The following is a 13,060-nucleotide window of genomic DNA, read 5'->3' on the forward strand; positions in this document are numbered from 1 at the left end:
ACGATAAGTTTATGAAAAATTTTAAGCTAATTAACCATTTCCTTCAGCCAGTTTTATTACTCATAATATTTACAAATCATCCATCTTACGCAAAAAAATTGACTCAAACTGAATTTGATCACTTGATAAGTAAAAATAATCAGAAAGGAATTCAACTCCATGATGATCTAGCTGTAGCTCTAATTTCTGGCAATCATAAGCTTATATCCGATAATTTATGTGCAACTTATAAAATGAGTAAAGCACAATATGAAATTGCTTCAGAGAATTCTGAATTATTAAAAGCGAAACGGGCAAAAGAAAATGCAATAGAAAATATAAAAAACATTGAAAATATAATTCCAAAAAATCAAAAACCAATGGAAAAATATTGCAAAGATTTTCAACAAAATTAATCATATTTTCTAACTATGATTATCTTAAAACTCACTAGATGCATGTATAAATTTTACCTTGATTTTTATTTCAAACATCTCATCACATTTCTACAGCAATGTTCCAAATTTAGTTCCGCATATTTTAATGCATCTTCCAACTTACAATCTGGTGGGTTAATCCCAACAATCTGTGTGAAACCTAAATCGTAGAGTTCCGCGATATCCTCACCAACCACACCAGCAAAAGCAATCACGGGCTTATTTAAACTTTTTGCGACCTGTGCCACGCCATAAGGCGTTTTACCAAGCTTGGTTTGTTGATCAATTTTTCCCTCACCTGTCAGCACATAGTCTGCTTGTGCTATTTTTTCCTTCAACTGACTTTGTTCAATAACCAACTCTACACCTGATCGCATTGATGCACCTGCAAAAGCCATCAGGCCAAAACCTAGTCCACCGGCAGCGCCTGCACCTGCTACATCACGTAAAGCACAACCCAGTGTCTCTTCAACCACATTGGCATAATAACTGAGGTTCTGATCTAACTGACGCACCATCTCCTGCGTTGCTCCTTTTTGCGGACCAAAGATATAGGATGCACCATTTTCACCACATAATGGATTAATGACGTCGCTGGCAATGATAATTTCTGTATGCGCTAAACGTGAGTCGAGCTGCGTCAAATCAAGACTATTAATTTGATCCAGATAACCACCACAAACTGCTATTTCCAAGCCATTTTCATCTAAAAATTGTGCCCCCAAGGCCTGTGCCATACCTGCACCGCCATCATTGGTCACACTCCCGCCTAAGCCAATGATAATTTTACTTACTCCGAAGTCTAGAGCAGCCTTGATCATTTCGCCCGTACCATAAGTTGACGTCAGTAATGGATTTCGCTGAGCCATATCGACAAGATGAATACCATTAGCTTTTGCCATTTCAATCACTGCGGTTTTTCCACCGTCGATCAAACCGAAATACGTCGTCACACGTTGATTGGGCAAAGGACCTGTAAGCACTATCGTCACTTTTTGACCGTCGCAAGCACTGAGCAACGCATCTACAGTTCCCTCACCGCCATCTGCCATTGGCACAGCGATGACATTTGCGTCAGGTATGAGCTTTAAAATTGCACGCTGCATCGCGTCACAGGCTTGTTGAGCACTCATACTTTCTTTAAATGAATCGGGCGCAAGAACAAAAGTGGTCATCTAAATGCTCAAAATAAAACTTGTCCTCAACCATAACGGTTTTAAAATAGCAGGTATATCTAAAAACATCAGAAAGGTTCGAAATGTCACGAATCAACCTAGGTCAGTCTGCACCTGAGCTATATAAAAAAGTCGCAGAACTTGATGCACTGGCAATGCAAAAAATAAATGAGTCTGGCCTTAATGAAGGTTTAGCCCATTTACTGAAATTACGTGCATCCCAAATCAACGAATGTGCGTTCTGTATTCGCATACATGCACAAGATGCACTTAAAACTGGTGAAAGTATTGAACGCATTAGCCTACTCAATGCATGGCGTGAAACTGCGTACTATGACGAAAAAGAACGTGCGGCTTTAAGCTTGATCGAAGCAATTACATTGATTGCCGAAGGCCAAGTTCCCGATGCAGTTTATGAAGATGCTCTACCATTTTTAACTGATGATCAAATCAGTGCAATTGAATGGCTCGCAATTGTCATTAACACATGGAATCGTATCGCCATTAGTAGCCGCTATAGCGTGAAACCTTAACGGGTTGTACACATTAAAACTGAATAAAAAAGAGTGCCTCAGCACTCTTTTTTTATTTATCAGATCCGCAAGCAGTTTACTGCTCTGCCGAGCTTTTCGGTACTTCACGTCGAATATAAGAAGCCAAAGTAAGGTAGTTGACCCCTTGGAATAAAATATCAACCGCCAAGAATAATCCTAATACCCAAAATGGTGCATCAGGTGACATCAAAATGATCACACCCGTAATCAAGGTCAATAGACCTGAAAATAGTGTCCATCCCCAACCTTGAAATGCTCGAAATAACACAGCATTAAAGATACGAATGACCCCTGCAATGATCAAAATAATCGCCAATAAATTGGTTAGGACAATGGCCGTTTTGACAGGCGTTGTAAATGCATAATAGCCTGCGACCAAATACAACACACCAAATAGTGCCCAGAACCAGCGGTAGCCGCCTTCAAAAATTTTAAATGCCGCGATGAAATGGATTACACCACCTAACATCATCAGCACACCAAAAATATAAATGACAGTGATTGTCGCGAATGGCAAAGCTGCCAAAAGGACCAATCCGAAGACCACCAATAAAGCACCTAAACCGAGATACCACTTACGGTTTTCATGGAGCTGACTGCGAATTAAATCGTTGCCTACTGTTCTCATGTTTTTTCTCAAGTTATTCGTTATTCAATGGATTATGCAACTTCATGATGAAGAAAAATGAAAGAAAAGTCCAAATCTTATCCACACTGCTGACTTAGACTGTGGATAAGATAGGTTTTATCCACATTATTTTTTCCATCCCACTTCAATCGCTGTGACGTCATTCACCACAGTATCAGCTAAATCTTCAGGCATTTTACTTTGCGTCTGTGAGGTAGGAATATGCCCAGCCATCAGTTCAGCTTTGCTTTGTGGAAACAAAGGCTGCCGCTCAGGTTCTGCATAACCGACAGGAAAAATCGGCTGACCTGTAGCCAAATCATACTTATCAGTTGCACCAAAAGCGTGTAATAACTCATGTGCTAAAACGATTTTATTCTGCGCTGTCTGTTTATTCGATGCAAATAAATTCACCGATCCAATTCGACCATTTTCCAAGGCTGTGGAATGTTTAAGTTCTTTGGTTTGGTTCGGATCGTAATAATTTAGAAAGAGAGTGACACTCGAAACACCATCTACATTTTCATGCTGCTGCCAAGCATAGTAGCGGAATTTCAAACTCCACAGGATAACGTCCAACATACCGGCGTCATTGGGTACTTTGGGAGGTAAAACTTTCAGCTCACGACCTAACTTAAAATACACATAAGTCGGTTGCCCTCGGTATTTCTGTGCTGTCGCTTGTAAATATTGTTGAACATCGTTTAAATCATTGACAGAGAGCTGCTGTATATAAGCTTGAGTGCTCTCTCGACCATCTGCATTAATTGGATGTAACAATACAAAGATCGGTTTACTCCAGTCTTGGTTTTTGTCTTTATAGGCATTGACTGCGACCACTAGTAAAATCAGCAATAAACACAGTACCCGAATTTTTTTCCACATTTTAAATCGTACTCTGCTTTTTTATCTTTCTTAAATACATTTGACTCATTTCTATTTTTGTTTCAAATAAATTTAGCGTTTTAATTAGTCCAGATAATTTTGCTCGACCGTAGTTTCTAGAATCAAAGTCAGGTTTGACTGCGCTGATATATTGCCCAACCATACTTAAATTGGCCCATCCATTTTCATCCGCATTATCTTTCACAGCTTTATAAATCAAATTTAAAGTGGGTTTATCAATGATTTCAGTGATTATATTCTCTTTAATCTGCACAGATGGCTTTGGTTCACTTACTTTTGTATTTTCAATGACTTCTTTAATTGGTGAATTAATAAGATCTTCTTCAGTATTTTTTAGCTCATTATCTTGCAGTAAGTTTTCAACATAAATAAATTTATCACATGCTTTTTTAAATGCCTCTGGCGTCGACTTTTTTCCAAAACCGTAAACACTTAGCCCATTTTCACGAATTCTAGATGCTAAAGGGGTAAAATCACTGTCGCTTGAAACAATACAAAAGCCATCCAATGCACCTGCATACAGCAAATCCATCGCATCAATGATCAAAATCATATCCGTTGCATCTTTGCCCTTTGTGTAAGCAAACTGCTGAACAGGTGTGATGGCATGTGGAAGTAAGACTTCACGCCAATTTTTTAAGGTTTCGCTGCTCCAATCTCCATAAACTCGTTTAACACTTGCGATTCCATATTTTGCAACTTCTTCCAACACAGATGGAATAGCATTGATCGATGAGTTATCCGCATCTATGAGTACAGCAAACTTTTTCGTTTGAATTTCCACTATTCCCCCCAATCATTTTTATCATTTAAATTTTGATTAATTCTGACATAAAAAATGCCGACCGAAGTCAGCATTTTATTGATTTTAAAGCTTAAGCTTCAACCCACTTACCATCTTGGTACACCAAAGACCATTTAGTTTGTTTGCCTTCAGCATTTTCAGAACCAATATATTGTGCTTGGTTCTTACGGCTGAATTTCACCAATGTTGGGTTTCCTTCAGGATCTACATCCGGTGCTTGCAAGATGAACTGATATTTCGCATCCAACTGATCTGCGACAGAACGTAGTTCAGCCACTTTAGGCGCACGGGTTTCACGTACTTTCGGAAACTTACTTGCAGCTAAGAATAAACCTGCTGCGCCATCACGAAGGACAAAGAAGTCATCATGTTTGGTTGAACGTAAGTGCTCCATTTTAATTGGATCTACACGTGGAGGTGCAGGCTGACCGCTCTTCAACACTTTACGTGTATTGTCACAGCTATTACATGCAAAGTAAGGACCGAAACGGCCAGTTTTCAATTGCATTTCGCCATCACATTTGTCACAAGGAATGGTTGGGCCATCATAACCTTTGATTTTGAACTCACCTTCTTCAAGCTCAAAACCAGCACAGTCTGGGTTATTACCACAGATATGCAACTTACGACCACCATCAATCACATAGCTATCCATGGCTGTTTCACAGATTGGACAGCGTTTTTTCGACATTAAATCTGCTGTTTCAGCCGAGTCATCGTCAGACAGTGCAGCCAATGATTCTACAGGTGTCAGGTTTAAAGTTCCCTTACAACGCTCTTTTGGCGGTAAGTTATAACCTGAACAACCCAAGAACACACCTGTAGTCCCTGTACGAATCTGCATCGGACGATCACATTCTTTACAGTGCACAGCATCCACTTCTACAGGTAAATTACGGCGCATGCCATTTTCACCCTGAGCTGTGGTTAAACGTGTTTTAAAATCACCGTAGAAGCTATTGAGTAACTCTTTCCAGTTACGATCACCATCCGCGACTTTATCTAGCTGACCTTCTAAATCGGCGGTAAAGGCATAGTTCATCAAGTTATTAAAGTTTTCATCGAGACGGTCTGTCACGATTTCACCCATTTTCTCGGCGAACAAACGACGGTTATCGAGCTTCACATAACCACGGTCTTGAATGGTTGAGATAATTGCCGCATAAGTCGATGGACGACCAATCCCTTTTTTCTCAAGCTCTTTGACCAAAGATGCTTCAGTGAAGCGCGCAGGTGGTTTAGTAAAGTGTTGCGATGGATCTAATTTTTCAAGCTTGAGTACTTCACCGACTTTTACAGCAGGTAACAGTACATCATCATCCGATTTATTTTGACCACGCACTTTAGTGAAACCATCAAAGACCAATGTACGGCCTTTGGCTTTGAGTTCGACACCATTAGCATTGACTAAAATCGTTGATGATAAATATTCTGCTGGGGTCATTTGACACGCAACGAACTGACGCCAGATCAGGTCATAAAGACGCTGCGCATCACGCTCTACACCCACCAAACTATCGCCTTTTAGCGCTACATTTGATGGACGAATCGCTTCATGGGCTTCTTGCGCACCAGCTTTATTACCATAACGGTTTGGTTTTGCCGGTAAATATTTTTGACCAAACTCAGTTTCAATATGACCACGAACCATATTTACAGCGTCATCACTCAAGAATGTGGAGTCTGTACGCATGTAAGTAATAAAGCCGGCTTCATATAGGCGCTGTGCCAACATCATGGTTTTTTTCACAGAAAAACCTAAACGTGTACTTGCTGCTTGTTGCAGTGTAGACGTGATGTAAGGCGCACTTGGATTGACCTTGGTTGGTTTATCTTCACGTGCTGAAACTGTGTAGTCGGCATCTTTAATCAAGTTCAGTAAAGCATCTGTTTCAGCTTTATTGTGCAGTTTTAAAGTCTTGCCATTTTGCTTCACCGCTTCTAAGCGGATATCGTCTTTCTTCGACTTGGTATCTGCAAAAACTTGCCAAAATTCTTCTGGAATGAAGGCACGAATTTCACGTTCACGCTCAACCACAAGTTTAACAGCCACAGATTGCACACGACCTGCCGATAGACCACGGGCGATTTTTTCCCATAAGAGTGGCGAGATCATAAAGCCCACAATACGGTCGAGGAAACGACGGGCTTGCTGAGCATTGACTTTATCTGTATCCAGGCGAGAAGGATGTTTAAACGCTTCTTGGATGGCATTTTTGGTAATTTCGTTGAACACCACACGTTGATAACGTGAGTCGTCACCGCCAATCACTTCTTTTAAATGCCAAGCAATTGCTTCTCCTTCCCTATCCATATCCGTTGCGAGATAGACCTCGTCAACTTGCGATGCAAGCTTTTTCAGTTCTGCAACAACATGTTCTTTGCCCGGTAGGACTTCGTACTGTGCCTTCCAGTCATTTTCAGGGTCTACACCCATACGATTAACCAAAGCTTTTTGTGCTTTTTTGGCTTTTTCAGCTTCAGTTAATTTCGCACGAGTTACTGGCTTTTTCTCTGCTGTTTTACTCGAGCCGCCTGTAGGTAAATCACGGACATGACCCACCGATGATTTCACGATGTAATCAGAGCCCAAATATTTATTGATTGTTTTCGCTTTTGCAGGCGATTCCACAATCACTAACGCACGCTTTTTCCCAGCATCGGCAGATTTTGCTGTGGTACTTTTAGATGTGGACCGAGGAGCGTTCGCCATAGTTAACCATCATTCCTGTTTAATAGGTTTTTTAAAATTTAAAGTTCAGCCAATGAATGTAAAAATGCTTTCATATCATCAAGCTGTGTGGCTCTTAAGTCAGATTCTTCGTTCCAATAGAGTCCTACACAGTTTGCCTGCATATCAATAGCATAAATGCCCTTTAATGTAATGGCTAAATCCTTGAACTTGTCATCACCATGTACCAGTTCAAGTTTGTCATCGACCACTAAAGCACGCATTAAAGGCAAACGCGCATCTGGAATCAGCACACTGTAATACGCCACCATACTGGCACGTTTTTCAGAAGCCATTGGAATTTTGGTCCAAGCAGGTGCAGCCACTAAACGTGGGTGCAGCCCCATCTTACGCGCCTTCTCGCGCATAATGCCCAAGGCTTTTTCTCTAGGATTTACTCGAAGTCCAAAAATCGACCCAAGTACAAAGACCACAATAAAAACAGTAACCCAGATTCCAATATTTTCCATAGCACAACCTTTATATTCCTTTATTAGAGTTGCATAAGCGCAATATAAAACGCAAGTTCACTCGATAAAATTAATTCAGGAACATCTCGTGGCTATACAGCACTTCGTGACCATTCCAATAGATATATCCTTTTTCGATCAACTCTTTAAGTAATAATCGAACGTCAGATTGTGGGAACATTTGCTCCAATAAATCACGTAAGGCGTAGATATCTTTTGGTTTATCTGACTTTAATTCATGCAATTTTCGGATCACTTCCATTTGCACAGGATCAATTTTATTGAAATTTTTAAATAAGCCTTGTTGTGCAGCCTGAATCATCGATGCCGTATCATCAGTATTTGAGGTTTGATCTTCGAGTGAAGCACTAAATGCATTCAGGTCTGTTTTTATCGGCAATGCTGTTTCAGCAGTCGCATTTAAATCTAGCTGCACCCATTGTTTGAGTACTTTTTTTCGAATCGAAATTTGCTCATCAAAGCGTTTGACGATTTTTAGATTGATCAACATACCGACCAAATGCTGAGCTTTTTCGCTAGAGACTTGCAAAATATTCATCAGTGAGTTTTTCAGTTTATCCAAACTGTTGGGTTTGCCACTGAGTTTTTCCAGACCATCACAATAGTGTTTAATCAGTAATAAATCAGGTTTATTCCGAATGGTTTCTAGGTCAGGAATTTTATACTTCACTTTATGTGAAACTTCTTGTTCTGACTGAATTTGAATGAGATGTGCGCTGAGTCCAGAGCCATCCAATTGTTCCATCAGTAATGCAATATCCGGCATCGCTGAAATGACTTCTATATGCGCATCTGGATCCATCAAGGCCATCAGTTGCCCCACAATCACCGCATATTCAAATTCTTTTTGCGGCGTTTCTGGAATATCCAAAACCACCAATTGACCACTCGCGATCCACCCTGCAATTTCAGTTAAATCTTCAAGTGCATATTCAAATTTTCCATTGCAGCTAAACACATACAAAGTACTGTAATGTTCAATGATATTGCGCAATAGATTTGCTGTGGGCGGGTTATTTTCCAAATCTAGCAGGACAACTTTTTGACTCATGAGATGAAATAATGGGTTTCGATCAGCAGATGCGGTGCATTAGACCTGTCACGCTGCAAAAGGTCAAATAAATTTACACCAATCCACAGCTTTGGCGCTGATTCGTCATCTGCCTGTCATTCAATATCGACATTAATAATGCGGTGGGCGGTTGGTCATTGGGTCAAATGCTGCGATGCCTTCAGATAAATCTGCCGATTCAATACGACGATACAACATCTGCATTTGTTTCTTTAAATCAGCGATTTCGGCATTTTGACGGGCAACTTGATCATTCAATTGATCAACTAAATCATCTAAAAATGCAATTCGGACTTGCAAATCTTCAATGGGTGCGGAAAATGACGCCTGTTCATCAAGATTTTGTTGTGTAGTCAATTTACACTCCTCATATAAGATTTCAGGAAACATTATGGCCTATATTACCTTAAGGGACGTCCAGCTTGCGTTTGGCGGACCTTCCCTACTCGACGGCGCGAACTTCAGTTTAGAGCGTGGCGAACGAGTGTGTTTAATCGGTCGTAATGGTGAAGGTAAGTCTACTTTACTTAAACTGATTGAGGGAACTTTATTGCCAGACGGCGGTGAAGTTTCATTGCAAAATGGCATTACGATTTCAATGCTTGCTCAAGATGTACCCATGGATTCCGGTAAAGTCGCTGATATTGTTGCCGATGGTGCAGGCGAAGCCGCTACTGTACTGCGTGCTTATCATGAAGCCAGCGAAGCCTGCGTACTCGGTGATATGGACGCCTGTGAGCGCATGGGTAACTTACAACATCAGATGGATCAAATGGATGGCTGGTCACTTGAAACCAAGGTGAATGCCATCCTCAGTAAAATGGGCCTAGACCCAGAAGCTGACCTTGCAGATTTGTCTGGTGGTCGTAAGCGTCGTGTTTTATTAGCACGTGCTCTCTTAACGCAGCCCGATGTATTGCTACTCGACGAACCGACTAACCATTTGGACGTTGAAAGTATTGAATGGCTCGAAAAATTCTTACTCGATCAAAACAATTTAACCCTGTTGTTTATTTCGCATGACCGTTCATTTGTCGACAATATTGCGACTCGTATTGTGGAACTTGACCGCGGCATTTTGCGTAGCTATGAAGGTAACTATTCACGTTACCTCGAACTCAAAGCTCAGCAAATGGAAGCGGAAGAAAAGCAAAATGCGCTATTCGATAAAAAACTTGCTGAAGAAGAAGTGTGGATTCGTCAGGGCATTAAAGCGCGTCGTACCCGTAACGAAGGTCGTGTTCGTGCCTTAAAAGCCTTGCGTGAAGAGTCTAAAGCGCGCCGTTCCCAACAAGGTAAAGTGAGCATGGCAACGCAAGATGCGCAGCGCTCAGGTAAAGTGGTCTTTGAAATTGAAAACTTAGCTGTGCAATTTGGCAACAGCGCGCCAATCATCAAAGATTTCTCGGCACTGGTATTACGTGGTGACCGTATCGGCTTAGTCGGTGACAACGGTGTGGGTAAAACCACCCTTATCAAAGCTATTTTGGGTGAGCAAGAACATACAGGTACAGTAAAAACAGGTACACAGCTTGAAGTTGCTTACTTTGATCAGCTTCGAAATGCACTTGATCTTGAAAAATCAGTGAAAGATAACGTCTCTGAAGGCTCAGACCATGTCGATGTAAACGGTAGCCGTCGTCACATCTACAGTTATTTACAAGACTTTTTATTCTCTCCAGAACGCGCACGTACACCAGTTAAAGCACTGTCTGGGGGGGAGCGTAACCGTATTCTGTTGGCTAAACTGCTACTAAAACCATCGAACCTTATCGTGATGGACGAACCGACCAACGACTTGGATATGGTGACGCTTGAACTGTTGGAAGAAATGCTCAGCGCTTACAAAGGCACACTGTTACTGATTTCGCATGACCGTGCCTTTATGGACAACGTGGTGACTTCGACTTGGGTATTTGATGGTAAAGGTCAAATCGATGAATACATCGGAGGTTACCAAGACTATTTGGAACAGCGTCCTGACCAAACTGTCGTGGATCAAAAAAGCGACGTGAAAAAAGCCATGGCTAAAGCCGAAGCAGCGGCTGCCGCTGCCGTGCCTAAAAAAGTCAAGCTCAGCTATAAAGACCAACGTGCCCTAGAACAACTGCCGACTGAAATTGAAGCATTGGAACAAGAGCAAGCTGAATTGTCTGAAAAATTAGCTGACGGTTCTTGGTTCATGACTGACGCCGATGCTGCGACCAAAGCATCACAGCGTCTTGCTGAAATTGATGACGAAATGCTGGAAAAAATGGAACGTTTAGATGAGCTAGAAACGCTAGCTAAAGGCTAAGTCCACAAATATTTCACACAGAAAAAGCCGTATTTCGATACGGCTTTTTTTATGTCGTATGACTCGGCTAAATTATTAGATCGGATGACTCAGTTTCAAATTGGAGCATCCAGCATCTGTAAAGACGATTCCGCTAATGTGAAAAGCTTGATATGGTGACGTTCAACATAAGATTGAGTCACGAGCATGCAAATTTCAGATCAAATTGTTTTAGTTACAGGAGGCGCACGTGGCCTCGGTTTGGCGATTAGCCAAACGTTAATTGCTGAAGGCGCACGCGTGGTCGCGAACTATCTATCCAGTCAAACTGCAGCAGAACAATTGACTACCGAATTTCCTCAGCAAGTGTTTGCCTATCAAGCAGATGTCACTGATAAAGCTCAAGTAGAACAGCTTTTTGCCGCAGCAAGAGCACATTTTGGTGCCTCAATCACCTCTGTCGTGAATAATGCCCTCATCCATTTTCAATTTAATGGCGATGCCCGTCCTAAAATTGAAGAACTGACTGCACAGCACTTACAGCAACAATTTGATGGAGCAGTCGTCGCTGCACTCAACACCACGCAAGCGGCGCTTCCCAAGATGAAAGCACAGGGTTTTGGTCGCATTGTCAATATTGGTACCAACTTGGTACAAAACCCTGTCGTGCCTTACCACGACTACACTGCTGCAAAAGCGGCACTTTTGGCCTTCACTCGCACAGCGGCGCATGAACTGGGTGAGTTTGGGATTAACGTCAATATGCTTTCTGGTGGCTTATTACAAAGCACCGATGCCAGTAAAGCGACACCCGATGCCGTGTTTGATTTAATCGCGGCATCGACACCTTTACGCACAGTGACCACGCCTGAAGAATTTGCTGCGGCCATCATGATGTTCTTGTCCCCTTACTCACGTGCAGTCACCGGGCAGAATTTGATTGTCGATGGCGGTTTAGTCAAAGGTTAAGTCTGATGCAGCATGAGGTTGAACTTTCTCTTTCAATTCAGCTTCATGCTAAACTGAACCCTATTTTTTAATCTTTGATTTAGCCCTATGAGTCAAAAGCCAACATATCAACCCGGAAAATTCCAATGGTCTTTCTTACTTCCTCAGTATTGGGGAATATGGATAGGGATTGTATTTCTTATGATTTTGGCGATTCTTCCTTGGGCAGTTCAGTATCGCCTTGGACAATTCCTCGGTTCTGTCGCATTTAACAATCTCAAATCACGTCGTAAAACCACGATTCGCAACTTGGAAGTTTGCTTTCCTGAATGGACAGCAGAACAGGTTGAGGCCAATGCACGACAGGTTTTTATCGACCAAATGATTGGCATTTTTGAAACTTTAAATGCATGGTACAGTCCGCAGTGGTTCAAAAATCGGGTGCAAATTGAAGGCTTAGAACATATTCAAAATGCACAAGCTGAAGGCAAAGGTATTTTACTCCTCGGCACACATTCTACCCTGCTCGATGCTGGTGGCTATTTATGCGCACAGTTCTTTGAGCCGGATGTGGTTTATCGTCCGCAAAATAATCCGCTGTTGGATATGTTGATTGTGCGTTGCCGTGCCACCATCTATGCCAACCAAATCGACCATGATGATATGCGTGGCTTGATTCGCAATCTGAAAAATGGCCATGCCATTTGGTACAGTCCCGATCAAGACTTTGGTTTAAAACAAGGGGTTATGGCACCGTTTTTTGGTACTCCCGCAGCCACTGTTACTGCACATCGTCGCTTATTAAAAATTGCTAAAGCCGTAGCGATCCCATTGTATTTTTATCGAGATGGCGACATCAGCAACCCTCAATATCATGTGCTGATTGAACCTGCTTTGGATAATTTTCCGAGTGAAGATGAAGTTTCGGATGCTGTTAGAACCAATAAAATTATTGAAAATCAGCTACGAATCGCACCGACACAATACATGTGGTTCCATCGCCGCTTTAAAACCCGCCCACAAGGCTATGACAAAATCTATTGAGTTCAACTCAGCACA

General features: G+C 41.7%; 13 protein-coding genes. 5 read left to right on the top strand and 8 right to left on the bottom strand.

Annotated features, from left to right (window positions below; translation table 11 throughout):
- Window positions 1-11: 11 nt before the first annotated feature.
- Window positions 12-395, top strand: coding sequence for a hypothetical protein (locus tag FTU06_RS00780; RefSeq protein WP_180144350.1), 384 nt, complete (start codon window positions 12-14; stop codon window positions 393-395).
- A 65-nt stretch (window positions 396-460) separates the two neighbouring features.
- On the opposite strand, the gene FTU06_RS00785 is transcribed toward FTU06_RS00780, so the two are convergent.
- On the bottom strand, window positions 461-1,591 hold the full coding sequence (locus FTU06_RS00785) for a glycerate kinase (protein WP_180144352.1): 1,131 nt from the start codon (window positions 1,589-1,591) through the stop codon (window positions 461-463).
- A gap of 83 nt (window positions 1,592-1,674) precedes the next feature.
- Here FTU06_RS00785 and FTU06_RS00790 point away from each other — a divergent pair, with 83 nt between their 5' ends.
- Window positions 1,675-2,124 (top strand): carboxymuconolactone decarboxylase family protein, encoded by a 450-nt coding sequence (locus tag FTU06_RS00790; RefSeq protein ID WP_180144354.1) that lies wholly within the window; start codon window positions 1,675-1,677, stop codon window positions 2,122-2,124.
- Window positions 2,125-2,200: 76 nt separating this feature from the next.
- On the opposite strand, the gene FTU06_RS00795 is transcribed toward FTU06_RS00790, so the two are convergent.
- The 7 genes from FTU06_RS00795 to FTU06_RS00825 all read right to left on the bottom strand — a co-directional run bounded on the left by FTU06_RS00795 (window position 2,201) and on the right by FTU06_RS00825 (window position 9,135).
- Window positions 2,201-2,773: an HdeD family acid-resistance protein gene (locus FTU06_RS00795; RefSeq protein ID WP_180007164.1), complete on the bottom strand. Its 573-nt coding sequence runs from the start codon at window positions 2,771-2,773 to the stop codon at window positions 2,201-2,203.
- Window positions 2,774-2,899: 126 nt separating this feature from the next.
- On the bottom strand, window positions 2,900-3,658 hold the full coding sequence (locus tag FTU06_RS00800; RefSeq protein WP_180144356.1) for a hypothetical protein: 759 nt from the start codon (window positions 3,656-3,658) through the stop codon (window positions 2,900-2,902).
- A gap of 1 nt (window position 3,659) precedes the next feature.
- Window positions 3,660-4,463, bottom strand: a complete 804-nt coding sequence (locus FTU06_RS00805; protein WP_180144359.1) for an NYN domain-containing protein — start codon at window positions 4,461-4,463, stop codon at window positions 3,660-3,662.
- A 91-nt stretch (window positions 4,464-4,554) separates the two neighbouring features.
- Complete coding sequence (gene topA / locus FTU06_RS00810; RefSeq protein ID WP_180007162.1) at window positions 4,555-7,197, bottom strand: type I DNA topoisomerase; 2,643 nt, start codon at window positions 7,195-7,197, stop codon at window positions 4,555-4,557.
- Between the two features lie 38 nt (window positions 7,198-7,235).
- The gene (locus FTU06_RS00815) at window positions 7,236-7,685 is read right to left on the bottom strand and encodes an ammonium transporter (RefSeq protein WP_168377899.1); all 450 of its coding nucleotides are present in this window, start codon (window positions 7,683-7,685) and stop codon (window positions 7,236-7,238) included.
- A gap of 70 nt (window positions 7,686-7,755) precedes the next feature.
- On the bottom strand, window positions 7,756-8,757 hold the full coding sequence (locus tag FTU06_RS00820; RefSeq protein WP_180124282.1) for a hypothetical protein: 1,002 nt from the start codon (window positions 8,755-8,757) through the stop codon (window positions 7,756-7,758).
- Between the two features lie 132 nt (window positions 8,758-8,889).
- Window positions 8,890-9,135 (bottom strand): SlyX family protein, encoded by a 246-nt coding sequence (locus tag FTU06_RS00825; RefSeq protein WP_078189840.1) that lies wholly within the window; start codon window positions 9,133-9,135, stop codon window positions 8,890-8,892.
- A 34-nt stretch (window positions 9,136-9,169) separates the two neighbouring features.
- On the opposite strand from FTU06_RS00825, the gene FTU06_RS00830 reads away from it, so the two are divergent.
- From FTU06_RS00830 to lpxL, 3 genes are all read left to right on the top strand, one after another.
- A complete protein-coding gene (locus tag FTU06_RS00830) occupies window positions 9,170-11,074 on the top strand; it encodes an ATP-binding cassette domain-containing protein (protein WP_168377902.1) in 1,905 nt (634 codons plus the stop codon).
- A gap of 186 nt (window positions 11,075-11,260) precedes the next feature.
- On the top strand, window positions 11,261-12,022 hold the full coding sequence (locus tag FTU06_RS00835; RefSeq protein WP_180144362.1) for a 3-oxoacyl-ACP reductase: 762 nt from the start codon (window positions 11,261-11,263) through the stop codon (window positions 12,020-12,022).
- A gap of 87 nt (window positions 12,023-12,109) precedes the next feature.
- Complete coding sequence (gene lpxL, locus FTU06_RS00840; protein ID WP_111884078.1) at window positions 12,110-13,045, top strand: LpxL/LpxP family Kdo(2)-lipid IV(A) lauroyl/palmitoleoyl acyltransferase; 936 nt, start codon at window positions 12,110-12,112, stop codon at window positions 13,043-13,045.
- Window positions 13,046-13,060: the final 15 nt, after the last annotated feature.

The organism is Acinetobacter sp. YH12052, from assembly GCF_013419835.1.
GTDB classification, from domain to species: domain Bacteria; phylum Pseudomonadota; class Gammaproteobacteria; order Pseudomonadales; family Moraxellaceae; genus Acinetobacter; species Acinetobacter amyesii.